The organism is Paenibacillus sediminis, from assembly GCF_017873765.1.
GTDB classification, from domain to species: Bacteria; Bacillota; Bacilli; order Paenibacillales; family Paenibacillaceae; genus Paenibacillus_AG; species Paenibacillus_AG sediminis.
On the sequence record NZ_JAGGKP010000005.1, the window covers coordinates 127,616 to 150,373 of the forward strand.

At 43.8% G+C, this 22,758-nt stretch carries 21 protein-coding genes and 2 pseudogenes; 14 read left to right on the top strand and 9 right to left on the bottom strand.

What is annotated here, in order from left to right:
• The first annotated feature begins 229 nt into the window (after positions 1–229).
• From J2Z20_RS11640 to cobS, 6 genes are read left to right on the top strand one after another with little or no spacing between them, the layout of a single operon-like run.
• Positions 230–1,234: an ABC transporter substrate-binding protein gene (locus J2Z20_RS11640; RefSeq protein ID WP_209849999.1), complete on the top strand. Its 1,005-nt coding sequence runs from the start codon at positions 230–232 to the stop codon at positions 1,232–1,234.
• Positions 1,231–2,277 carry a FecCD family ABC transporter permease gene (locus J2Z20_RS11645; RefSeq protein ID WP_209850001.1) on the top strand — a complete coding sequence of 349 codons (1,047 nt, stop codon included), beginning with the start codon at positions 1,231–1,233 and terminating at the stop codon, positions 2,275–2,277. The genes J2Z20_RS11640 and J2Z20_RS11645 overlap by 4 nt, the downstream gene beginning before the upstream one ends.
• Positions 2,274–3,059, top strand: coding sequence for an ABC transporter ATP-binding protein (locus J2Z20_RS11650; protein WP_209850004.1), 786 nt, complete (start codon positions 2,274–2,276; stop codon positions 3,057–3,059). Before J2Z20_RS11645 ends, J2Z20_RS11650 begins: the two co-directional genes overlap by 4 nt.
• A gap of 30 nt (positions 3,060–3,089) precedes the next feature.
• Positions 3,090–4,148, top strand: coding sequence for a nicotinate-nucleotide--dimethylbenzimidazole phosphoribosyltransferase (gene cobT, locus J2Z20_RS11655; protein WP_209850008.1), 1,059 nt, complete (start codon positions 3,090–3,092; stop codon positions 4,146–4,148).
• Positions 4,149–4,152: 4 nt separating this feature from the next.
• On the top strand, positions 4,153–4,713 hold the full coding sequence (gene cobU / locus J2Z20_RS11660) for a bifunctional adenosylcobinamide kinase/adenosylcobinamide-phosphate guanylyltransferase (protein WP_209850011.1): 561 nt from the start codon (positions 4,153–4,155) through the stop codon (positions 4,711–4,713).
• Positions 4,710–5,528, top strand: coding sequence for an adenosylcobinamide-GDP ribazoletransferase (cobS, locus tag J2Z20_RS11665; RefSeq protein WP_209850014.1), 819 nt, complete (start codon positions 4,710–4,712; stop codon positions 5,526–5,528). Before cobU ends, cobS begins: the two co-directional genes overlap by 4 nt.
• Positions 5,529–5,683: 155 nt before the next feature.
• On the opposite strand, the gene J2Z20_RS11670 is transcribed toward cobS, so the two are convergent.
• On the bottom strand, positions 5,684–7,381 hold the full coding sequence (locus J2Z20_RS11670) for a methyl-accepting chemotaxis protein (RefSeq protein WP_209850017.1): 1,698 nt from the start codon (positions 7,379–7,381) through the stop codon (positions 5,684–5,686).
• A gap of 312 nt (positions 7,382–7,693) precedes the next feature.
• Here J2Z20_RS11670 and J2Z20_RS11675 point away from each other — a divergent pair.
• A pseudogene (locus J2Z20_RS11675) lies at positions 7,694–8,225 on the top strand (queuosine precursor transporter); the annotation flags it as partial.
• 156 nt (positions 8,226–8,381) lie between these two features.
• Here J2Z20_RS11675 and J2Z20_RS11680 read toward each other — a convergent pair.
• Together J2Z20_RS11680 and J2Z20_RS11685 are read right to left on the bottom strand one after the other, a co-directional pair.
• Positions 8,382–8,894 carry a DnaJ family domain-containing protein gene (locus J2Z20_RS11680; protein ID WP_209850020.1) on the bottom strand — a complete coding sequence of 171 codons (513 nt, stop codon included), beginning with the start codon at positions 8,892–8,894 and terminating at the stop codon, positions 8,382–8,384.
• A gap of 33 nt (positions 8,895–8,927) precedes the next feature.
• Complete coding sequence (locus tag J2Z20_RS11685; RefSeq protein ID WP_209850021.1) at positions 8,928–10,013, bottom strand: M24 family metallopeptidase; 1,086 nt, start codon at positions 10,011–10,013, stop codon at positions 8,928–8,930.
• A 227-nt stretch (positions 10,014–10,240) separates the two neighbouring features.
• Here J2Z20_RS11685 and wrbA point away from each other — a divergent pair, with 227 nt between their 5' ends.
• Positions 10,241–10,858: an NAD(P)H:quinone oxidoreductase gene (wrbA, locus tag J2Z20_RS11690; RefSeq protein ID WP_209850335.1), complete on the top strand. Its 618-nt coding sequence runs from the start codon at positions 10,241–10,243 to the stop codon at positions 10,856–10,858.
• Positions 10,859–11,004: 146 nt separating this feature from the next.
• Complete coding sequence (locus J2Z20_RS11695) at positions 11,005–11,907, top strand: polysaccharide deacetylase family protein (protein WP_209850024.1); 903 nt, start codon at positions 11,005–11,007, stop codon at positions 11,905–11,907.
• A 7-nt stretch (positions 11,908–11,914) separates the two neighbouring features.
• Here J2Z20_RS11695 and J2Z20_RS11700 read toward each other — a convergent pair whose 3' ends face one another.
• From J2Z20_RS11700 to J2Z20_RS11710, 3 genes are read right to left on the bottom strand one after another with little or no spacing between them, the layout of a single operon-like run.
• The gene (locus tag J2Z20_RS11700) at positions 11,915–13,180 is read right to left on the bottom strand and encodes a sensor histidine kinase (protein WP_209850026.1); all 1,266 of its coding nucleotides are present in this window, start codon (positions 13,178–13,180) and stop codon (positions 11,915–11,917) included.
• Entirely contained in the window at positions 13,161–13,844 is a 684-nt protein-coding gene (locus J2Z20_RS11705) for a response regulator transcription factor (RefSeq protein WP_209850029.1), read from the bottom strand. Before J2Z20_RS11705 ends, J2Z20_RS11700 begins: the two co-directional genes overlap by 20 nt.
• Positions 13,845–13,864: 20 nt before the next feature.
• The gene (locus J2Z20_RS11710; RefSeq protein WP_209850031.1) at positions 13,865–14,350 is read right to left on the bottom strand and encodes a DUF2231 domain-containing protein; all 486 of its coding nucleotides are present in this window, start codon (positions 14,348–14,350) and stop codon (positions 13,865–13,867) included.
• A gap of 146 nt (positions 14,351–14,496) precedes the next feature.
• On the opposite strand from J2Z20_RS11710, the gene J2Z20_RS11715 reads away from it, so the two are divergent.
• The 4 genes and pseudogenes from J2Z20_RS11715 (at position 14,497) to J2Z20_RS11730 (ending at position 17,667) form a co-directional block, all read left to right on the top strand.
• Positions 14,497–15,468 carry a ring-cleaving dioxygenase gene (locus J2Z20_RS11715; protein WP_209850034.1) on the top strand — a complete coding sequence of 324 codons (972 nt, stop codon included), beginning with the start codon at positions 14,497–14,499 and terminating at the stop codon, positions 15,466–15,468.
• Positions 15,469–15,561: 93 nt separating this feature from the next.
• A pseudogene (locus J2Z20_RS11720) lies at positions 15,562–16,554 on the top strand (mannitol-1-phosphate 5-dehydrogenase); the annotation flags it as partial.
• Positions 16,555–16,708: 154 nt separating this feature from the next.
• Positions 16,709–17,080 carry a beta/gamma crystallin family protein gene (locus J2Z20_RS11725; RefSeq protein ID WP_209850037.1) on the top strand — a complete coding sequence of 124 codons (372 nt, stop codon included), beginning with the start codon at positions 16,709–16,711 and terminating at the stop codon, positions 17,078–17,080.
• 149 nt (positions 17,081–17,229) lie between these two features.
• Positions 17,230–17,667 (top strand): ferritin-like domain-containing protein, encoded by a 438-nt coding sequence (locus J2Z20_RS11730; RefSeq protein ID WP_342454305.1) that lies wholly within the window; start codon positions 17,230–17,232, stop codon positions 17,665–17,667.
• Between the two features lie 44 nt (positions 17,668–17,711).
• Here the strand turns inward: J2Z20_RS11730 and J2Z20_RS11735 are convergent, their stop codons facing one another.
• From J2Z20_RS11735 to rlmD, 3 genes are all read right to left on the bottom strand, one after another.
• Positions 17,712–18,269, bottom strand: coding sequence for an ankyrin repeat domain-containing protein (locus J2Z20_RS11735; protein ID WP_209850040.1), 558 nt, complete (start codon positions 18,267–18,269; stop codon positions 17,712–17,714).
• Positions 18,253–19,074 carry an adenosylmethionine decarboxylase gene (gene speD / locus J2Z20_RS11740; protein WP_209850043.1) on the bottom strand — a complete coding sequence of 274 codons (822 nt, stop codon included), beginning with the start codon at positions 19,072–19,074 and terminating at the stop codon, positions 18,253–18,255. Before speD ends, J2Z20_RS11735 begins: the two co-directional genes overlap by 17 nt.
• Before the next feature lie 96 nt (positions 19,075–19,170).
• A complete protein-coding gene (gene rlmD, locus J2Z20_RS11745; protein ID WP_415640018.1) occupies positions 19,171–20,556 on the bottom strand; it encodes a 23S rRNA (uracil(1939)-C(5))-methyltransferase RlmD in 1,386 nt (461 codons plus the stop codon).
• Between the two features lie 320 nt (positions 20,557–20,876).
• Between rlmD and recQ the strand changes: the two genes are divergently transcribed.
• Positions 20,877–22,751 carry a DNA helicase RecQ gene (recQ, locus tag J2Z20_RS11750; RefSeq protein WP_209850049.1) on the top strand — a complete coding sequence of 625 codons (1,875 nt, stop codon included), beginning with the start codon at positions 20,877–20,879 and terminating at the stop codon, positions 22,749–22,751.
• Positions 22,752–22,758: the final 7 nt, after the last annotated feature.

A 22,758-nucleotide genomic window follows, 5' to 3' on the forward strand; every position in this document is an offset into this window, starting at 1 on the left:
GTCCTTCGAGGAGAGGATAACGTTCTGCGCGGAAGATAATGCGGCAATACCACGATTGGCGCTCAAATTTGAGATGCTTCAAGGTATTTGCAGCAACTGATATCTAAGTAGACGTGATCCCTTATCGATTCAAGGATAAGGGGTTTTCTTGTTTTTTTGCAAAAGTCAGCAATTGAAATGTTTGTCATCTTCAAGGCGCTCAGATCATGAACGAAGAGGAGAGAGAAACATGCATAAAGTAAGTAAGTTATGGGCGCTACTGTGCCTCACACTCGTTATGTCTTTGGTTATTGCAGCGTGCGGGAGTTCAGCAGAAGAGAAGCAAGCTCCAAGCAGTCAGCAAAGTACGGGTCAATCGAGTTCCCAGAAAGAGGACATCAGCTTATTAAAAACGGTATATCCATTAAAAGTAACGGATGCTACGGGCGAGACATTTACGTTCGACAAAGCGCCAAAACGGATTGTATCCGTATCTCCGGCTGAGACAGAAGCGTTATTTGCCATTGGGCTGAAGGATGAAATCGTCGGGGTGTCTGATTACGATGATTATCCTGAAGCGGTGAAAGAAAAACCTAAAATGGGCGGTATTGAGAAACCGAACGTAGAAGCCATTATTGCTGCGGAGCCGGATATCGTATTTACAGGGATTTCAATGTCTGAGGAATCTGTTAAGAAGCTTCGCGATCTAGGTATCGTTATTTTCAAAACCAATCCGAAAACGATCGAAGACGTCATGAACAATATTCAGCTGTTCGGCCAAATTACAGATCATCAGCAGGAGGCAAAGGCTGTAGTAGACAAAATGAAACAGCAGCTAACACAAGTCACTGAAGCTGTGAAGTCTGTGCCTAACGATGAGAAGAAAAAAGTATATATCGAATTTGCTCCAGGATGGACCGTTGGTAAAGGCGAATTTATGGATGAAATTATTAAATTAGCCGGCGGTGTGAATATAGCCTCTGATCTTCAAGGCTGGAGTGAAATAAACGAGGAAAATATTATTAAAGCAAATCCTGATGTTATCCTCTATGCAAATGGTGTTATAGACACTGAAAGTAAAAAAGCGCTCGATCAAATTATTAAAGGCAGAAGCGGCTGGGATCAAATTAACGCGATTCAAAATAATCAAGTGATTGGCCTTGACCAAAATTTACTGAGTCGTCCAGGTCCCCGCGTTACGGAAGGGTTGATTGAAGTGGCAAAAGCGATCTATCCGGATTTGATGAATAAATGAGCAGAAAACTTGCCGTGTATGGCGGGGCCGGAATCATACTGCTCATCTTAACATTAACAATATGTGTCGGTATTGGATCCGTTGATTTGCCTATCGGGGATATTGCGAGTATTCTTCTTCACCATGTTCCATTCATCGGAGATGCGATATCACCGTCATGGAGTGCATCTGCAGAGCAGATCATCATGAAGGTCCGTTTGCCTCGGGTTGTACTAGGTATGCTCGTTGGTGCATCACTGGCTGCGTCTGGTGCAGCCTTCCAAGGAGTACTTCGTAATCCGTTAGCAGATCCGTTTACATTAGGTGTGTCCTCAGGGGCGTCTGTCGGTGCGGCATTGCTCATATTTTTCGGACTTCAATATTCTGTCTTCGGTTCATGGACGTTGCCAGCTGTAGCCTTTGTTACGGGAATACTGACATTGCTCGGTGTCCTTCGGCTTGCTAGGCAAGGCGGTAAAATTCCAACGCATAGTTTGATTTTAGCGGGAATTGTGATGCAGTCTTTTTTCGGCGCTGTTGTGTCTTTTCTAGCAGCGATGTCCAAACAGACAATTAATGAAATATTATTTTGGACAATGGGAAGTCTGAGCATGCGCGGGTGGTCGTATACGGCCATCCTTTTCCCGTATTTTATTGCAGGTTTCTTATTCTTATGGAGCCGTGCACGAACACTCAATATTCTCGCACTTGGGGAGCGGCAAGCGGCCCATTTAGGACTGAACGTAGAGCGGACGAAGCTGTCTGTACTTATTGTTGCAACGGTATTAACGGCTGGAGCGGTATCTGTTTCAGGTGTGATCGGGTTCGTGGGGTTAGTCGTGCCGCATATGATACGGTTAATTGCAGGACCTGATTATCGGCTTATCGTTCCACTTTCCGCGCTAGGCGGGGGCATTTTTATGATCTGGGCAGATACTGCTGCTAGATTTGTTCTTGCTCCAACGGATATTCCGTTAGGTATTGTTACTGCATTTGTAGGTGCACCGTTCTTTGCTTATTTGCTCGTTCGTCATAAACAACAGCAGAGAGGGAGGGGCGCATGATTACGGTAAAAAACGCCGCTAAAGCATATGATGGTCAGTTTGTTCTTGAAGGTGTGAACTGGCATATCAATCAAGGTGAATGGTGGGGGATTATCGGGCCAAACGGCAGCGGCAAATCGACTTTGCTGCATCTTATTTCTGGAACTGAGAAGCTGACCAACGGTGACATTTCGATTCAGGGTAAGCCTATTTCAAATTATTCACGTAAAGAGTTGTCGCGTATCGTTGCTGTACTGCAGCAGGATGGTGTGCCGCAGATTCATTTTCCAGTTCGGGATGTTATTGAGATGGGCCGGTTTCCTTATCAGGATTGGTTAGGACGCGAACAGCAAGGCTATGAAGAGAAGGATCAACTGCTGAACGAAATTATGAGCAAGCTTGAGCTGGATTCTATTGCGGATCGATCTGTCGATGAGCTAAGCGGAGGTCAGAGACAAAGGGTGGCTCTAGGCAAAGTAATGGCGCAAGAACCGCAGGTTTTGCTGCTCGATGAACCGACGACGTATTTGGATATTCGGTATCAACTGCAATTTATGGAACTCGTTCAGAAGTGGAGAATGGACAACGGACTCACGATAATTGCCGTGCTTCACGATCTCAATTTGGCGGCTCAGTTTTGTGACAAACTGCTTGTCTTGAAAGACGGCAAGGCTGTTAGCTCAGGAACGCCCGCTGAGATATTGACTCGTGACAACATTCACTCGGTATTTAAGGTAAATCCAGCGATTGTTGCTCATCCGGACAGCGGCGTACCCCAGTTATTGTTAAAGAGAAAATTGTAGCTTTAAAGAGAAAGAAGGAGATTTTTCAAAATGAATGGGAATCTATTAAATGAAACGATCGAACGAATAAAACCACTTGATGAGAAGGCTATGCAAGAAGCAGCAAATCATTTAGATCGACTGACGAAGCCTAAAGGCAGCCTTGGCAAGCTTGAGAATTTGGCGGTGCAGCTGGCAGGAATAACGGGCAAAGTGAAGCCTTCCTTTCCGAAGAGAGCCGTTATTGTTATGGCCGGTGATCATGGTGTTGTGGAGGAGGGGGTTACCGCATACCCACCGGAAGTGACTCCGCAAATGGTGCTTAACTTCTTGGCAGGCGGTGCAACCGTAAACGTGCTGTCACGTCAAGCAGGAGCGGACGTATTGTGTGTTGATATCGGAGTTAATGCAGATTTGTCCCATCCGCAGCTGATCTCTCGTAAAGTGCGTAAAGGTACTGCGAATATGGCGAAAGGACCTGCGATGACTCGTACGGAAGTGGAGCAAGCGATTCTCGTTGGAATCGAGACGGTTAAAGATTGTGCCTCTAAGGGCTATACGTTATTCGTAACAGGCGAAATGGGTATTGGGAATACAACGCCAAGCGCAGCAATCGTGAGTGCATTTACAGGACTTTCGCCTATCGAGACGGTTGGACGCGGTACAGGAATAGATGATGCGATACTGAAGCACAAAGTGGAAGTGGTTCAGCAAGCATTAGATGTGAATAAGCCCGACTTCAATGATCCGATCGATGTTCTTGCGAAGGTAGGCGGATTAGAAATTGCCGGTCTCGTTGGTGTCATCCTTGGAGCGGCTTCACGGCGCTGCCCAGTGGTCATTGACGGTTTTATATCGAGTGCTGCAGCGCTGGTTGCAAAGCATATGAGCAAAGAAGCCGTTCATTATATGATTGGTTCGCACTTCTCTCAGGAGCAAGGACATAAGCTGGTCATTGGAGAACTCGGTATATCACCGATGCTGCATATGGATATGCGAGTTGGGGAAGGAACAGGCGGCGTCCTAAGTTTGCATTTAGTCGATGCAATTTGCCGCATCATGTCAGAGATGGCCACGTTCGAGAGTGCGGGCGTATCGGATCGGGAGTAGAACGATGAGCATATTAGTGACGGGAGGAGCTCGCAGCGGTAAAAGCAGTTTCGCAGAGAAGTTATGTATGTCTAGGGCATCTTCTGCTGTGTACATTGCCACTGCTCAAGCCTTTGATGATGAGATGGGTGAGCGGATAGCGCAGCATCGTCTTCAGCGTGAACAAGCGCAGTACAACTGGCAGACGATAGAGGAGCCATTAGAGATTGCGTCACAATTAAATCGACTTGGTGAGAATGAAGATGAGGCTCCTGCCGTATTGGTGGATTGTCTTACTCTTTGGTTGTCGAATGTTATTCTTCTCTATGAGCAATTGCCAAATTTAGATAGCAAGGTGAAGACAAGAATAGAGCAGTTAACTTGCAGCATTGCTTCATATCCTGGTCAGCTAATCCTTGTGACGAACGAAGTCGGTGACGGAATTGTGCCTGAATATCCGCTTGGGCGCATATATCGGGACTTTGCAGGATGGATGAACCAAGAAGCGGCAAGGGTGTCATCTGAGGTGTATCTCGTGACTGCAGGTATACCGATTGAATTAAAGAGCAGGGAGTACAAGCTATGACGAAGTGGATACAGGCGGCCACGGCCGCTTTTCAATTTCTTTCTCGGTTCCCAGTCAAGGCTGAACTCGAATTTACACCAGAGTTGTTAAAGAGAAGTGTGAAGTTCTATCCGCTTGTCGGAGCATCGATCGGACTTGTCGTATGGCTCGTAGGATTCGGTTTTTCATTAATTATGCCGTCTCTTTCCGCTGCGGTGTTGACACTCATCTTGTGGGTGTGGCTCACAGGCGGACTTCATTTAGACGGCTTGATGGACACGGCGGATGCGCTGCTTAGCTATCGTTCCCGTGACAAAATGCTGGAAATTATGAAGGACAGCCGTGTCGGCGCTATGGGTGTTATTGCGTGTGTGTTGCTTCTGCTCATGAAAGTGTCACTTCTAGACAGCATTATAGAACAGAAATGGGGATCAGGTGCGTTCTTGCTGCCGATGATTTGGAGCCGCTCGTTTATGGGATATGCAATGAATCGCTGGCCGATGGCAAGACAGGGAGAGGGACTTGCGGGTCAATTTCGTAATTTAGGAACGAAGCAGGTGCTGCTATCGATAGGCATCGCCGTTTTTCTTTCCGTCCTATTTATTTGGATTGGGATTAGGTTAGGGTTTGGAAGCGAGAAATGGAGCGCAGAGATTGCAATTTTATGTATTATGCCTGTTATATGCTTGGGTGTTGGAACGCTATTTGCAAGTCGGATGAGTGCTAGACTGGGCGGTCTGACAGGCGATACATATGGAGCGCTTAATGAACTGTTAGAAGCTGTGCTGCTGCTGTTTTGTGTTATTACTATGCACATCATTCAAATTTATGGATAGTGGGGTTATGTTCACGGAAAGCCATACGCGAATATGAGTGATGTATTAGATAATGTGATAGAAATAAATAAATCCCTATGAACCAGAGATGATATATTAGCTCTGGTTCATAGGGATTTTTATTCGTTAATTGAAACTTAAATCTTTTTAATCAATTAAATTTTAAATTTGCCTACGGCTTCTTGCAAGGAGATCGCTTGTTTATGGAGATGCTCTACAGTTGCTTTATGTCCTTCCATTTCTTGAAGCTGAGCTTCGGAAGTGGACGCGATCTCTTGAATGCTCTCTAGAGACTTAGCCGTAATTTGAGCCGTTTCTTCTACAGAGGCACTGACTTCCTGTGCGCCAGCAGATACTTGCTGAGTTGCAGAAGATACGGACATAATTTTTTGATTTACATCTTGGATCAGCTGTACAAGCTCATTGAAGGCTTGACCTGCTTCTTGAACGATGTTCGCACCAGCATGCACCTCAGTATTTACTTGATTCATACTATTTACGTTCGCGATCGCTTCTTCTTGGATGAGTTGCAGGTATTCAGCGATTTGTTGAGTTGCTGTTCTGGATTGATCGGACAGTTTTCTAACTTCGGCGGCGACTACAGCAAATCCTTTACCGTGTTCACCAGCTCGTGTTGCTTCGATAGAAGCGTTCAGGGCAAGCATTTGGATTTGTTTCGTAATCTCGGCAATTATTTTCACAACTTCACCAATCGATTGAGCACGTTCATTCATCGCTTCAACATATTGCATCGATTGTTTAGCTGCATTCTCAACAAGGAGCATTTGATCTACTGCATTTTGAGCAAGCTTATTACCGGTAGTTGCCTCTTCAGAAGCTTTACTGATTTGTGAGGATACATCTGTTGAAGCGGAAGCAATATGTTGGATACCTTGAGTAATTTCTTCCATCGCCCGAGCATTTTCGGTTGAGGAGGATGCGATGGATGCACTTCCTTTTTCAATTTCTAATGTAGCAGCCGTTGATCCTTCGATGATTTGACCCATTGTATTCACACGGCTCATTAAGTCATCAGAGCCTTGAACAACTTCATTTGATGTCGAAAGAACTTGAGCAATCATTTGTTTGAGATTATCCGTCATTGTCTGGAAGCTGGTAGCTAGCTGAGCGACTTCATCTCTGCCTTTAATTTTTATATTTTCCGTTAAATCGCCATGCGCCATTTTCTTCGTATGTTGAGCTAGAGAGATGATTGGGCGTATAATGCGTCTGCTGTTTAAATAAGCGACTACGAGACCAAGGATGATAACTGCTAATGTAATAGCAATGCTGATGATCAGCATTTGACTTTTCTGATCAGCGATAAAGCCGGCATCTAGATCAGCAGCTATAACAAGTGAAGTGCCCGAAACACCAAAAAATGCTGTCTTATGCACTCCAAAGTCATCTGAATAAACATCCGTAATATGTATTTCTCCTTTAGCTGCTTCTTTCATCGCATTTAAAGCTTCCGGGTCTTTGACTTCATCTTTTACCTTCAGTGAAGAACCGGTATTTGTAACGACAACGACAGCTTTGTCTTGTTGTAAATCGGCGATATAGATATTAGATAAATTATGTTGCTTTAGTTTATCTGACAGAAAGTACTCTACTTTTGAAGTAGATCCATCATTTCCCTTCTGAGCTTGGACCGTGTCTGATGTGTTCAGAGTGTCATGAATGTCTTTTACACTATTTTGCAGTGTCATGTCCATCTGCGGAAGAACATATTCGCTAATAATGTTCGTAGATGTGACATAGTTGTACACGCTGAAAAGTGCTGAGGATAGAACGATGAAAATAACAAAAGTAGACATGAATTTAATGCTAATGGACCGACTGTTACGAAACATTTGTAGTTACCCTCCTCATTTAGTAGAAACAAATAATAGATATTCTTACCACAGAAACGAACACCAATATTGGTATATTTTACATGAATCGACACCTTTTTGAACAGTGGTAATTTTCATGTTATGGAAAAAAATTCAATATTCATGAAAAATTCATAAATTCACACCTGAATAATAGGGTTAAAAAGCCGTGACATAGATCTTGAATTTATGTTACATTAGTACATGTTTTGCTCTGGAACGTCGGACTTTTCGCAGCAGAACCGCGGTTCGAAAGCCATCCCGCGTTATCAAAACTAGGAGGGGATTTTTATGTTTAATTTTACTTGGGGCGTTTTATTCGTACTTGTGAACTTTACGTTCTTTCTCATTTGTTATCGTCTTTTCGGTAAAAATGGCTTATACGCTTGGATTGGCGTCGCTACGGTTATTGCCAATATTCAAGTCGCGAAAACGATTGAGATGTTCGGAATCGTTATGACGCTTGGCAATACAATGTACGTCAGCTTGTATTCAACAAGTGACCTGCTGAATGAAAAGTATGGCCGGCAGGAAGCAAGAAAGGCTGTATGGTTTGGTTTCTTCACGCTCATTATGACAACCGTTATTATGCAGATGGTTATTAAATTTCAGCCACAGCAGACAGACATCGCTCAATCGTCATTAGAGAATATTTTCGGACTCATTCCACGGCTTGCATTAGGCAGTCTGACAGCTTACTTCGTGAGTCAGTTTCTTGATGTTCGTCTCTACAGCTTAATTCGCACATATTATCCGAAGCGCCATCAATTTTTGGATACGGACAAATGGAAGTACCATGATCAGTTCGTTTGTAGATACGCTTAACACGACCAGAAAGCAATGGAACTTAAAAAAGATGACTCCGGCAGCTTACCGAAGTCATCTCATCGCTGCGTAGATAGCAGCATCTCTTTTTATTAAACTGTCTACTTTATTGAGTGCAGTTCAATTATCAGACCCTCTATCTTTTTTTAATTGTCTATACCCACAAATTGTAATGCTCTTTCATGTTTTCTTTCGTAATCTTTCTCTTTTGCAAAATACTGCTCGGAACCATATTGTTGTACTTGATTATTTTTTGATTAATATTATTTAGCTCCGTTTCAATGACGTTCTGATCATTGGTCTCTATCGATAAAAGTTTGGCTATCTGATCTCTTATTTCATGTTGTAAAGCTAACCAATTCGGTAATACATTTGCATTTTTGAGTGTGCTGTTTAGAACATCCCCGGAGCTGATGTCTATAGGTTTTCCTTTTCCAGGTAAATTGTCAAAGGCTCCTTTTTTCATTTGATCATTTAACATTTCGCCTACAATACTATCTATTGAAAAACCTTGCCAATACTGTTTTGGTTGCTCTATAGAATCATTGTTTTCGGGTTCAAGAGCAAGTTCTGTCTGAGATAAAGAGGAATTCAATGGGGTTGGAGTAATTTCGCCTTGGTTTGTAGCCGAAATCTTCTTATTTTTTCGCTTTGACCAAAAAAACATTTCATCACCCCCAATACATCCCTTTGTATTTTGTTAACCGATAACAGTTAGTTCTTTAGGATAAGAAGTTAAGACTTCAATGCCTGATTCGGTAACAAGTACATCATCCTCAATGCGTACACCGCCTCGTCCCTGTACATAAATTCCCGGTTCAATCGTGAATACCATTCCAGGTTTTAAAAGGTCACTATTTTTGCTATGGACAGAGGGATACTCATGTACGTCCATACCAAGTCCATGGCCAAGCCGGTGCATGAAATAAGGTCCGTACCCAGCATTTTCAATGAGATTTCGGGCAGCAAGGTCAATGGATGCAAAGCTTACATTTGGTTTCACAGCATGAATGGCCTGTTCATTCGCAGCTAGAACAGTATTGTAAATCGCAACTAGCTCATCATTAATGTCGCCAACTGCAAAGGTGCGTGTAATGTCGGAAGCATAGCCGTTTGCATATACCCCAATATCAAACATAATGAACTCTCCCGGCTGTACTTTACGTGTACCAGGCACACCATGCGGCAGCGCCGTTTTCTCGCCAGTCAGTACCATGGTGTCAAAGGAAGGACCGTCTGCTCCAAGTTTTTTCATTAAATACTCAATTTCAGCAACCAATTCAACTTCCGCAACACCAGTCTTCACGCGGGATACGCTTTGTCTGAGCACTTCTTCAATCAAATTCACGGCATGCTTCATCCGATTTACTTCTTCAGGAGATTTAAGAACGCGCATATCGCGAAGCCAAGGACCGATGTCTATGTAGCTGTTAACGTTCAACACTTCTTGCAGCGCTTCATAACGAACTACGGATAAATGGTCTTTTTCAATACCAAGGTTCTCAAGCACGCTCGGAAGTTGTTGCTTCAATAATTCATAAGGGTGGTCCGTATCGGTATGAGTCACAATTTTAGTCACGCTAGATGATGCATGAGCTGCTTCAGCATCCAATGCGGGAACAATGAGAACAGGTTCTTTGTCTAACTGTAACACAAGACCTAAGAAACGTTCGTGCGGGTCACTGGCAAAACCAGTTAAATAATAGACATGTTTAGGATCGGTAATTAACAGCGCTTGAACGTTGTTGTCATTCATGTATTGTGTGAGTGTTTGCAAGCGATTCATGATCAAGATCATCCTTTCTAAGGAAAGACAATTATTTAATCGATAATTTATAAAAAAGGTTCATGTTTATCGTACTAGAGATTAAATGGTGATGCAAACCGAGTGGTATATGTATGGAAGCTGGAATAATTGGGACAATAATTCAAGGAAATACGCTTAAGGCGGTGTAATAGATGGGGTTACTCGATAAACTCTTTGGCAATTCCAATGAAAAGGGGAACAAATCGATGTCTAATGTGAACTTAGCCATTATTTACTACAGCTCAACAGGAACAAACTATCAGCTTGCTGAATGGGCTGCTGAAGGTGGAAGAGAAGCTGGTGCACAAGTGAAGGTACTTAAAGTTCCAGAACTTGCTCCGCAAGCTGCTATTGATTCGAATCCGGCTTGGAAAGCGCATGTGGAGAAGACGAGAAATGTACCTGGAGCTACAAATGAAGATTTAGAGTGGGCGGATGCGATCATTTTCAGTGTCCCAACCAGGTTCGGCAACATCCCTTCTCAAATGAAGCAGTTTTTAGATACAAAAGGCGGGATGTGGGCACAAGGCAAACTTGCGAACAAGGTCGTCAGTGCCATGTCCAGCACAAGCAACCTGCACGGTGGACATGAAGCGACGATTTTGTCTTTATATACCTCAATGTATCATTGGGGCGCGATTGTTGCCGCTCCTGGTTATACGGATGCGGTTGCATTCGCAGCTGGAGGCAATCCTTACGGTACTAGTGTAACAGTAGGTGAAGATGGTAAAATGAAAGAAGATGCGCGCGGTGGAGTTATCCACCAAGCCAAACGAACCGTAACCGTTGCAAAATGGGTGAAGGCAGGACTAGGACAGCAGTAAAATGAACAAAAGGATCACTTTCCTGATCAGGGAGGTGATCCTTTCTTATTTCCTGGGAAAACTCAATTAATTATAAATAAACGTAAGCAAGGTGGAATATAAGATGAATAGAGATATCATTATATCGTTCAGAGGAGCTGAATAGGATGAGTTTATCACAAAGGCTTGGGTACAGTTCTGCCGATCGACTGCTTATTATTAATGGTGATGATTATGGGATGTGTCACGCTAATAACAGAGCTATTCAGGGACTATTATCGGAAGGAATTATCTCATCGGCTACTGTAATGATGCCCTGTACTTGGGCTAAAGAAGCTGTAACGTGGGCTGCTTCCCATCCTCAGTATGATGTAGGGGTTCATCTCACGTTCACGAGCGAATGGGAGTCCTATAAATGGGGACCTGTAACGAGAAATGGTGAAGTCTCTTCGCTCATTACTGAAGAAGGATATTTTCCACAAGATAGCAAGACATTCGAGCTCTCCGCAGATGAAGAAGAAGTGAGGGCCGAGATTATTCATCAAATTGAACTCGCGATACAAATGGGGCTGAATCCTACTCATTTGGATAACCATATGGGAAGTTTATATGGCCTCGCTACGGGCCGAGATTTTTTAGAAATCGTGTTTGATATATGCGCAAGCTATGGTCTTCCGTTTCGAATGCCTCGAAATATCGATATTGGAATCGATGTTCCTTCGGAAATGGCGGAGATTGCGAAACTGCGCGCACAGCAGGCGGATGAGAAAGGAGTAATCATTCTCGATTATTTGTTAGGTCTCCCTTTTCAAGAGGTTGAAGGCGAGACGTATGAAACGTTTAGATATAGCATGGCCTCGCTGCTGCATTCCTTAAAACCTGGTGTATCGGAAATTATTCTTCATCCTTCAGTCGTGACTGACGAACTGCAAGCAATTAACCCCCACTTTAAAAAGAGAGGAATGGAATTTGAGCTCTTCCGCGATCCATTTATTAAGCAAGTGATAAAAGAAGAAGGCATTCACATGATTCGCTGGAGAGACTTGCGAGATCTGCAGAGAGAAGGCTAGAAACCGGCTAGTTCAGAGGCAGAGTTACAACGAACTCGGTTCCGCGCCCGAGCATACTATCTACTCGAATATCTCCACCATGCATTCTGACAATTTCAGATGCAATTGACAAGCCTAAACCTGTACCACTATGTTTCGAGTCTTCCGAAGATAAAGCTGAAGCTCTATTTCGTGTTCGTGGACTTTCTACTCGATAAAATCGCTCAAATATTTTTTGATGATGAATCTCATCAATTCCAGGTCCATTGTCTACGCAGCGAAGTATCGCTTCATTACTTGTCTGTTCTGCGATGAGTTTAATTTTCCCATGAGGCTGCGTGTATGCGATAGCATTATCTAATAATATTGTCAGCAGTTGAGTTATTTTAGCTGAATCAACGTTGGCCACGATGGCTTTATTAGGAACGATTGCCTCTAAATGAAGCTGATGATTTCGCGCTAGTAAGCTGAATTTTTGTACGATTTCTTTCACCAACTCAGATAGATCAGTCTCATTTTTTTGTAGTATGTCTCCTTGGTCAGCGCGTGCTAATTGCAGCATTTGATTCACAATATAAGTCATTCTCTGAACCTCGTCTTGTAAATTATACAGCACCTGCTTCTCATAAGGCTGCATTCGCTCAGAACCTTCGGCCTGCAGAACATCTATTGCTGTTTGCATGACAGCAAGCGGACTTCTAAGCTCGTGAGATGCATCTGCGGTAAACCGTTTCTGTTTGTTCATCGCCTCTTTGATAGGTTGCATCGCCGTATCAGCCATTTTATAAGCAAGCACAGAACAGACAGCTACGAATAAAATCGACATTCCAAACGACACAAACGCCCATAAATGGAGCAGTTGCTGCGCTTCTGTAATATTCAGCGCACCAACAAGCTGCTTCCCTTCAAGATTAGACGGTGACGATAGGAACAGCCAGTAGCTTTCACGGCCTTGGATATGAAGCTCTTTAAAAACAATTTGACTAGGCTTTAGAGCTCCTATCTGATGGATGGTATTTGTATTGAAATACATGGCTGCATATTTGCTTAATTGAATCATTTTACCATTCTTATCATTGATCCACCAAATTTGATTGTCGTCATCGTCTGGTGCAGTGAGATGTTCTCTTAAATCGTGATACTTATTCATAAGATTAGTTTTAAGCACGTTTTCTTGATCGTGACGGAGCACGATGTTTAGAACACTGTATGAAAGCAAGTTAAAAGCAAATAACGCGCCGATCATGACGAAAGTAAAACGTATTGTCAATCGTTTACGAGTGCTCCGAAACATCGCGAACCTCCAATCTGTAACCGACACCCCGCACATTTGATATTTTCCAGTGAGTTGGGACGGTTTCTAATTTTCTTCTTAGTAATTTGACGATTGCCTCTACGGCATTGGGACTCACTTCAACTTCGGTACCCCAGATTCTCTCGTACAGCATGTCCCTAGTGACCACATGTCCAAATCGTTTGAGTAAAATATCCAGTAATTGAAACTCACGAATCGTAAAGGAAACCGAGTTGTCATGTACTCTTAACGTACGTGTAGCAGCATCGATTCGTACATTTCCTAAAGGGACAGAACTATAATTTGATATTCTGCGATCAAGCGAACGCAGTCTTGCAGATAATTCGGCGTAGGTTACAGGCTTAACGACATAATCGTCAGCGCCTGTATCTAGGCCATTTAATTTATCGGAAAGCTCGTCCTTCGCCGTAAGCATAAGGATTCCTCCGTCGAACCCATTGTCCCGCAGTTTACGACAAACAGTTATCCCATCAAGTCCTGGCATCATCCAATCCAGCAAAATTACATCGTAATCTCCTTGTAGTCCATAATCCAATGCATCGTCACCGCTCGCGACCCAATCGACGAGATGACCGTCTTTTTGAAGAAGATGGATTAACATATTAGCAAGACGACTGTCATCTTCAGCAAGCAGCAGCTTCATGATAAAACCTCCAAAAGAGATTAGTCTTTGTCATCCCCTACGTTTTGTTGAGGAGTATATGTCTGACCTGACATATTGTTGTGGTACACAATTTGACCTCCGAAGTGGCCTGTTAAAAAGACAAAAGTTCCTCCTGCCAGTGACAGAACGAGTGCAAGAGGGATAAACCATTTTCGGCTGTTCGCTCTTCGTTTTTCCATTGAAGGAAGCATTAGCAATAATTTGATGGCGAACAAAACTCCAAACGAAACCATTGTCAGAAAAGCCATATTTTCATGCCGATGAACCATATCTCGTGTAGCACCAAATGTATTGATAGCAAATCGGACTCCGTCGTCTCCAGTTAAATAGGCAGCAGCCCCACTCAGCAAGCCAAGACCAAGTAAACCTGTTGCTAATTTATCAAAATGAGCTGGCTTCCACAGCGCTATGATCTGACATATTGCAGCAAGAAATAACAATGCAATCGGAAAATGGACAATAATCGGATGTAATGGTGTGCTCATATAGGTTATCCTCCTATAACTATTATTTTCTACAAAACATAGTAAATCATAAAGATGAAAGAAAGCTGAAAATTGTACTGTTGTAATTATTTTAATTTAAAGATATACTAAATAAAAAGAATTGATCGCATAGGAGGTAACTGGATATGCAATTCAAAGGTATACATCACGTGTCCGCTATTACAGCTAAGGCTCCGGAAAATTTTCAGTTTTATACAAAAGTTTTGGGTTTGCGTTTGATTAAGAAAACGGTCAACCAAGATGATATCTCGGTGTATCATTTATTTTATGGAGACGAGAAGGGGAACCCAGGTACAGAGCTTACTTTCTTCGAGATTCCGATGGCTGCGCGCAATCAAGAAGGCAACAACAGCATATCTGGGCTTTCTCTGCGTGTTCCAAGTGATGAAGCATTGAATTACTGGAAAAAACGGTTTGAGGAATTCAGTGTAGAGCATGAGGAAATTATGAACAGAGCTGGACGGGCTACATTAGCTTTTAAAGATTTCGAAGGACAACGCTTGATTCTGGTGTCGGATGAACATAACAAGGGGGTTCAAGGGGGAATTCCTTGGTCTAAGAGCCCAACTCCAGCAGAGTATGCTATTCGCGGGCTGGGACCAGTAAAGCTGACTGTACCCAATGCAGAACTGACCATCAATATACTGAGAGATCTTATGGGATTTAAGCAGACAGGACAATATCCTTCTCCAGTAAATGGTCAACCCGACATCATCGTGTTTGAAACAGGTGAAGGAGGAACGGGTGCTGAAGTTCACATCGAGGAGAGAGCGGATCTTGCGCGTGAAGGACTTGGCTATGGAGGCGTGCATCATGTGGCATTTCGTGTGGAGGATGAAGAAGAATTGCACAAATGGATTAAACGTATTCGTGAAGTGAGACTCCCTAACTCTGGCTTTGTAGATCGTTTCTACTTCCGCTCCCTTTATTTCAGAGAGCCTAACGGCATTCTATTTGAAATTGCAACGGACGGACCGGGATTTGATACGGATGAAGATTTTGAGCATTTAGGAGAATCACTTGCATTGCCGCCATTCCTTGAGCCTAAACGGGCTCAAATTGAAGCGCTGTTGAAGCCGTTAAATACAAAAGCATAAATCATTGAAGTGATTGAAGAGAGGGTAAACTCCCTCTCTTTTGCTTTTACAAGAGTAAATTGTACCTGGAAATCAAATAATAAACTTTGCGGAGCAAGTGAACAGCAGGAAACAGAAACGGTGACGAATGTGACCGCTGTAGATGGCAAAAACATTGACCAAGTTGCTGAAGTCGTAGCATCTGATGATTTGGTGACAACTGCAGTAGGTGTAGGCGTACTGAAGCATATTGCCGCTGGCATCGCACAAGGGATAGCCACACGTCTCTCTACTGGTGCAAAGCCGCTGCATGTCATTGCATGCGAAAATGCGATTGGCGGGAGTGCCCAATTGAAAGAGCACGTATATGCCCTCTTGGATGAAGATGTGAAGCAACAAGCAGCTTCTTCAATTTACTTCCCGAATGCGGCAGTGGACAGAATCGTACCCATCCAGCACCATGAAGATCCGCTGCATGTGCAGGTGGAACCTTTTTACGAATGGGTTGTCGATCGTTCTCAAATGCATCCAGAGTTCAAACCGGTGGACGGCGTGCTCTATGTGGATAATCTTGAGCCATATATTGAACGCAAGCTGTTCACTGTTAACACTGGACACTGCAGTGCTGCCTATTTGGGATACACCGCGGGCTTTAAGACGATCCAAGAGGCTATGGCCGATGAACGAATCGCCGCTGACGTGCGCGGAACGTTGCAAGAAACCGGCGCTGTGCTCGTTAACAGATTTGGCTTCAACGAAGACGAACATGAGCGTTATATTACGAAAATGTTGGATCGCTTCCGAAATCCTTTCTTAACGGATGAAGTGACACGTGTAGGGCGTTCACCCCTTCGCAAATTGTCACCGAACGATCGGCTAGTGAGACCAGCATTACAGGCGTATGAATTGGGGATTGATACCGACCATCTTACGATGATTATGGCAGCTGCGCTCAAGTTTAACTACACGGAAGACCCTGAAGCTACCGAACTTCAGAAGGCAATTATGGAGCTTGGAATAAGCAAGGCGATCACGAAGTACAAGTCCATTCCTGAAGACCATCCTGTGCACCATAAAATTGTAACGCATTACAACGCAATGAAATAATCCCACGACACAACATCTTCCTAAACGTATTGCGTTTTAGCGGAGGTGTTTTTATTTTAACTCAAAAATGCACAATAACCTGGTCACACATGTCTTAACCATTATTAAAAGCCACACATATCATGTTATCATCTCTCAAATGGAAGGTGATAAAGTGGTGAATCGTAATGTTAGACTTTCTTTATTCTCAGGACGAAACTTTACGGGCCGTCGGCTTGACTTTAGACGCGCTGTTGCGGTTCGAAACCTTGGGGTGTTTGGTTTCAACAATGTACTGTCTAGTTTTAGGCTAAGTAATGTGGTGAATCCCAATCAGGTCACGTTGATATTGTTCTCCCGTACTAACTTCCGTGGAGCATTCCGTGTATTCCGAGGCAGTCAAAATGTAGCTAATTTGGGACTCTTTAAGTTCGATAATGTAACGTCATCGTTTATTTTAGTAGGCCGAAGACTTACCAATGCTCAAATCGCTCAAATTCAGAGTCGTGGTGTAGCATCACTAAATGCTCTAGAAATAAGTGAGTAATTTAAAATCATGAATATGTCCATATTAAATCCCTGACAAGTGTGCTGGTCAGGGATTTAATTTTTTATAGTGACTTTTCGCTTGAAAGTATATACACCATTGCCTAACTAATACATAAATTAGCAATAAGAAGTAATGGAGAGGTGGAGATTCAATTGTATGTTCCTGCGTATTTTCGTCCTTCGGCTGACGCAGCTCTAATTGGCAACATTGCAAAAGCAATCAATGGAGAATATAGTGCAATCGCATGCTATGAGCAATTGGCCAGAATGGCTCCAAATGAGGAAGAGAGAAATCAAATTGTTGAAATTCGAAAAGACGAGATTCGCCACTTTCAAACTTTTTCACAAATTTATACTTTACTGACAGGGAGACATCCTGCACCTCAAATTGTTGAACGATGTCCTTCGGAGTACAAGGCAGGAATCCATTTTGCATTTAGAGACGAACAAGAGACGGTTGATTTTTACTTGGATATTGCCGATCAGGCGAACGATCCGACGATTAAGCAGCATTTCAAGCGTGCATCAGCGGATGAACAGAATCATGCAGTGTGGTTTCTATATTTCATAACTAAGGCGAGGTAATCACCTCTCCAGGTCGTTTTTCTAGGCAATGATAACATGAACTCTTACTGCTCTGCTCGATTTTGTCGAAGGAGTTCAGCAACGTTATGATGACCTTGGCTGATCGCAACCGATAACGCCGTTTCGCCGCCTTCAGCCTTTGAGTTTACATCAGCTCCATGTTCGATTAATAAGCGGATAATTTCTAGATTATCGTCGTGAAAGGAGGCGGTGTGCAAGCATGTGTGGCCGTTGCTGTCGAAAATATTAGTTTGTGCCTTGTTTACAAGCAGCAGCCGAATAACATCCACATTTCGCTCTCCAGCAATGGCTGCGTGAAGTGCAGTGTTGGAAGGGATGAAGGTAATCTTGGAATGAGACACGGCATCAATATCTGCGCCATAATCAAGTAATACTTGCACAGCGTCCTTTTTACCAAAATGGGCTGCATATCCTAGAGGCGTAAGTCCGTCGCTGTTTTCTCTGTTTGCCAGCTCGGGGTGAGCTTCGAAGATGTCTCTTAGCTGTCTATATTTGTTCTGGATGAATGTATTTTTTTCCTGCGAGCAACATAAAGAAGAGAGGCATTCCTGTGCCTCTCTTCTTTTAATCGATAGAACCATGCTTCATATTTTTCCCGTAGTATATTTCGTCCATTTCCGTCTTTAATCGTTCTGTGATCTCATCTTGCTCCGCTGTATTTAATTTGTCTTTTGTATACCCAAATAAATAGTTATTCAAATCAAATTGTCTGAGCTTGCACTTCGTGTGGAATATATTGTCTTGATACACATTTACATCAATCATGTGATATAAATCTTTCACTTCTTCCGGGATGTAATTTTGAATTGAGCTTATATCGTGATCAATGAATAATTTGAGTCCGCTAATGTCTCTGGTGAACCCCCGTACTCGGTAATCGATCGTCATAATATCCGCATTAAACGAGTGAATCAAATAATTGAGTGCCTTAAGCGGTGATATTTCCCCGCAGGTAGATACATCAATATCTGCTCGAAAGGTGCTGATTCCTTCGTCGGGATGGTATTCTGGATAAGTATGAACAGAGATATGACTCTTATCGAGCTGCATGACTACCGAATCGGGCAGAGGACCAGGTGATTCCTCGAATGATTCAGTAGGCACTTCTACGACAGGGCCCTCTGATACAAGCAAGATGACGCTTGCTCCTTGAGGCACATAATCTTGTTTAGCAATGTTAAGTATATGAGCGCCTATAATATCAGACACTGTTTTCAAAATCGTTGTTAAGCGGTCTGCGTTATATTGTTCGTCTATATATTCTAGATAGGCTTCACGTTCTTGTTTGGTCTTGGTATAACAAATGTCATACATATTAAAGCTTAGTGACTTTGTCAGATTGTTAAACCCGTGAAGTGTGATACGCTGTTCCGGTGTTAGTTCCATGAATAGTATCCCCTTTGTTGCTTTAGTAAAAGGATATTATTCCCTTGTAAGATGTTCCTATTCTAGGGGAAGACATTATGCAGCCTTGAATACATCTTATTTATCTTTCTTCACAAATAAGGTGCAACACTCCACATGTGCTGTCTGCGGGAACATATCTACCGGCTGAACCCACTCGATAGAGTAACCGGCATCCAGCAACACCTTGCTATCCTTAGCGAGAGTAGACGGATTACAAGAGACGTAGACGAACCGCTTTGGCTTCGTGCGGACAACGGCATCTAGAAAACGATTGTCTAGCCCTGTGCGAGGCGGGTCGGCGATGATGACGTCAGGAGTGTAGCCCTGTTTCACCCAGCGCGGCAGCAGTTCCTCGGCTTGTCCAGTATAGAAGGTAACGTTATTACGGTTATTGCGGACCGCATTTTCTTTGGCGTCCTCTACGGCTTCGGGAATCGACTCGATGCCTCGTACTTCTTTGGCGTAAGGAGCAAGCCACAAGCCGATCGTTCCTGTTCCGCAGTAAGCATCAACAACAGTTTCCTTCCCTGTCAGTCCCGCTGCTACGCGTACCGATTCATAGAGTTTAACGGTCTGCTCGGGATTCAGCTGGAAGAAGGCGCGAGGGGAGAGATTGAACTCAAGATCGCTAAGCGACTCTTCCATAGCTTCTTCGCCCCAGAGCAGAATGGTTCGGTCCCCGAAAATAAGCGATGTGTTCTTTGGATTAATGTTCATCGAAATGCCAGTCACCTCAGGAATGCCTAGCCGAATTGCTTTGATCAACTGATCCTGCTTAGGCAATTTATCGGATACGGTGACTAGCGTTACTTGGATATGACCGGACTGGAATCCGTAACGAACGATAATCGTGCGCACGAGTCCTGTGTTTGTACGCTCTTTGTAGATCGGAATATGAAGCAGTTCAAGCGCTTCTTTTACTTTTTGAACGGCCTCATTCACCTTCGGATGCTGAATTGGACAACCCGTAATATCAACAATTTCATGTGAATTTGCCGAGTAGAGGCCTGCGATGAGCTGGCCATTTTTTTCACCTAATTGCAGCTGCGCCTTATTTCGATAGCCCCAAGGATGATCCATGCCGATCATCGGCTTCATCTTCAGATCTTCAATCCCAGCATAGCGGCTGAATGCTTCAAGAATAATATTTTCTTTACCGCGAAGTTGCCCTTCATAATTGATATGTTGAATTTGACAGCCGCCGCAAATACCGAATACAGGGCAAGGAGGTTCGATACGATGTGCAGATTTTTTTTCAATAAATTGCGGATCTGCTTTTATGAACTTAGGCTCGATATGAGTGACCTTTGCCTTCACGACTTCATCAGGAAGAACACCATCGATAAACACAGCTTTGCGCCGATAGTAACCGACACCTTCTCCGTTAATGCCAAGCCGTTTTATGGTGACTACGATTTTATCTCCGACTCGAAGCTCTTCTGCATGCTCGGGTCCTTTCATCGCAGCAGGAGCTTTTTTTCTATTCACCAGATTGTTATTTTTAGCCTCAATATTTACTTGTTTTTTATATGAGTTAGTTCCCTTAGCGGGATTATGTTTTTGTGTCATTAGGTACTTCTCCATCCTGCGTTATTTTCCAGTTAACTATACCATTTGTTGCAGTGAAATGCTATGCGGACAGCTTTGATTAGACGCATGATGGAGGCGCATCTTTAGCGCACTTTTTCATACGGTCTTTGGTTGCTGTTTTCGTAAATCCTCGTTAAACTTAAACAAGAGTAAATCTTAGTTTATCGGATCAAAGTTAGGAGATTGAGGACATGAGCTTAGATATTGTGCCTCGGCAAATGGAAGAAGCGAGAGAACTGCTTCAGAAGGTGTATGGATATCAAGACTTTCGAGAAGGGCAGAAGAAAATAGTAGCAAGTGTTCTAGAGGGACGCGACACGCTTGGCATTATGCCTACTGGTGGTGGGAAATCAATATGCTACCAAATTCCTGCACTCATGATGCAAGGACTGACCTTGGTCATATCACCGCTTATTTCCCTGATGAAGGACCAAGTGGATGCTTTGACGACGATGGGGGTAGCTGCTGCATATATCAATAGTACACTTTCGGGCAAAGAAGTAAATGAACGGATTCGCGCAGCCAAGAGGGGAGAACTTAAGCTTCTGTATGTCGCGCCAGAACGGCTGGAGCTGGATTGGTTCCGCGCAGAAATGAGCGAGCTCGGCATTTCCTGTGTAGCTGTTGATGAGGCGCACTGTGTATCGCAGTGGGGGCATGATTTTCGGACTAGTTATTTGGCGATTGCGCCTTTTGTAAGAGAGTTGCCGAATCGTCCGATTGTAGCTGCTTTTACGGCAACGGCCACACCGGAAGTGACCGAGGACATACTCAAGCTGCTTCGTCTTCAAGAGCCAGAGGTGTTCGTTACAGGGCTTGGGCGTAACAACCTGGCCATGTCCGTGCTGCGCGGCGAGAACAAGCGTGAGTTCATTATGCAGTATGCAGCCAATCATACGCACCAGTCAGGCATTATTTATGCTGCAACACGTAAAGAAGTAGATGATTTGTATGAGCGCCTCGTTCGTCAAGGATTGTCCGCGGGGCGGTATCATGCAGGGATGTCAGATCAGGAGCGGGCAGCGATGCAAGAGGCTTTCCTATACGACGATGTGCGCATTATGGTAGCTACAAATGCATTCGGCATGGGAATTGACAAGTCGAACGTGCGTTATGTCATCCATTACAATATGCCGAAAAATATGGAGGCATATGTTCAAGAAGCAGGTCGTGCAGGACGAGACGGGGAGCCGAGCGAGTGCATTTTGCTGTTCAGTCCTCAAGATATTATGACGCAGAAATTTCTTATCGAGCAGAACCCGCAGGATTCAGAGCGAAAGCATAATGAATATCGCAAGCTGCAACAGATGACGGAATATTGCTACACGAATCGCTGCTTGCGTAACGCAATGCTCGATTATTTCGGCGAGCAACATGAGGATCAGCCCTGCGGTATATGCAGCTCTTGTACAGATGAGCGAGAGCTCGTAGACATGACCGTCGATGCGCAGAAAATTTTCTCTTGTATCCATAGGCTCCGCGAACGGTTCGGTGTCGGGGTGGTGGCCTCAGTACTCAAAGGCTCAAGGAACAAAAAGGTGCTGCAGTACGGCTTCGACCGTCTGCCTACCTACGGGATGATGAGCGAGCGTACTGAGAAGGACATTTCGGAGCAGATTAATATGCTGGTGGCAGAAGGGTATTTGGCTTTGTCGGAAGGACAATATCCAGTCGTTCGCCTGCAGCAGATGGCCGCTGAAGTGTTAAAGGGCAAGCGCCAAGTAATGCAGCGTGTCGTACGCACCGTATCTCAGGCGGCTTCTGCTCGTACGAGAGATGGACACCGCAGGCAAGCTCTAGACAGCGGGCCGTCTGCTATGAATGAAACAGTCTTCGAGCAGCTGCGGCTTATACGACGTGAACTGGCAGCCAAAGAGAAGGTGCCTTCATATATTATTTTTAACGATGCGACATTAAGAGAGATGAGTGTGGTATGCCCTGTGACGGAACGAGATATGCTGAACATTAAAGGGGTTGGAGAGGTCAAATTCCGCAAGTACGGGGCACCGTTTTTGCAGTTTTTTCAGAATCAGAATATAGACAGCTTTGCCGCTGATTATGAATGAAGGATCG

Excerpts from the sequence above, each read along its gene's own strand:
- speD (WP_209850043.1), bottom strand. The coding sequence starts at position 19,074 with ATGGAACTAACACCGGAACAGCGTATCACACTTCACGGGTTTAACAAT.
- J2Z20_RS11695 (WP_209850024.1), top strand. The coding sequence starts at position 11,005 with ATGAGTTTATCACAAAGGCTTGGGTACAGTTCTGCCGATCGACTGCTT.
- cobT (WP_209850008.1), top strand. The coding sequence starts at position 3,090 with ATGAATGGGAATCTATTAAATGAAACGATCGAACGAATAAAACCACTT.
- cobS (WP_209850014.1), top strand. The coding sequence starts at position 4,710 with ATGACGAAGTGGATACAGGCGGCCACGGCCGCTTTTCAATTTCTTTCT.
- J2Z20_RS11670 (WP_209850017.1), bottom strand. The coding sequence starts at position 7,381 with ATGTTTCGTAACAGTCGGTCCATTAGCATTAAATTCATGTCTACTTTT.
- J2Z20_RS11640 (WP_209849999.1), top strand. The coding sequence starts at position 230 with ATGCATAAAGTAAGTAAGTTATGGGCGCTACTGTGCCTCACACTCGTT.
- J2Z20_RS11685 (WP_209850021.1), bottom strand. The coding sequence starts at position 10,013 with ATGAATCGCTTGCAAACACTCACACAATACATGAATGACAACAACGTT.
- J2Z20_RS11715 (WP_209850034.1), top strand. The coding sequence starts at position 14,497 with ATGCAATTCAAAGGTATACATCACGTGTCCGCTATTACAGCTAAGGCT.
- wrbA (WP_209850335.1), top strand. The coding sequence starts at position 10,241 with ATGTCTAATGTGAACTTAGCCATTATTTACTACAGCTCAACAGGAACA.
- cobU (WP_209850011.1), top strand. The coding sequence starts at position 4,153 with ATGAGCATATTAGTGACGGGAGGAGCTCGCAGCGGTAAAAGCAGTTTC.
- J2Z20_RS11680 (WP_209850020.1), bottom strand. The coding sequence starts at position 8,894 with ATGTTTTTTTGGTCAAAGCGAAAAAATAAGAAGATTTCGGCTACAAAC.
- rlmD (WP_415640018.1), bottom strand. The coding sequence starts at position 20,556 with ATGAAAGGACCCGAGCATGCAGAAGAGCTTCGAGTCGGAGATAAAATC.
- J2Z20_RS11650 (WP_209850004.1), top strand. The coding sequence starts at position 2,274 with ATGATTACGGTAAAAAACGCCGCTAAAGCATATGATGGTCAGTTTGTT.
- J2Z20_RS11735 (WP_209850040.1), bottom strand. The coding sequence starts at position 18,269 with ATGGTTCTATCGATTAAAAGAAGAGAGGCACAGGAATGCCTCTCTTCT.
- J2Z20_RS11700 (WP_209850026.1), bottom strand. The coding sequence starts at position 13,180 with ATGTTTCGGAGCACTCGTAAACGATTGACAATACGTTTTACTTTCGTC.
- J2Z20_RS11705 (WP_209850029.1), bottom strand. The coding sequence starts at position 13,844 with ATGAAGCTGCTGCTTGCTGAAGATGACAGTCGTCTTGCTAATATGTTA.
- recQ (WP_209850049.1), top strand. The coding sequence starts at position 20,877 with ATGAGCTTAGATATTGTGCCTCGGCAAATGGAAGAAGCGAGAGAACTG.
- J2Z20_RS11645 (WP_209850001.1), top strand. The coding sequence starts at position 1,231 with ATGAGCAGAAAACTTGCCGTGTATGGCGGGGCCGGAATCATACTGCTC.
- J2Z20_RS11710 (WP_209850031.1), bottom strand. The coding sequence starts at position 14,350 with ATGAGCACACCATTACATCCGATTATTGTCCATTTTCCGATTGCATTG.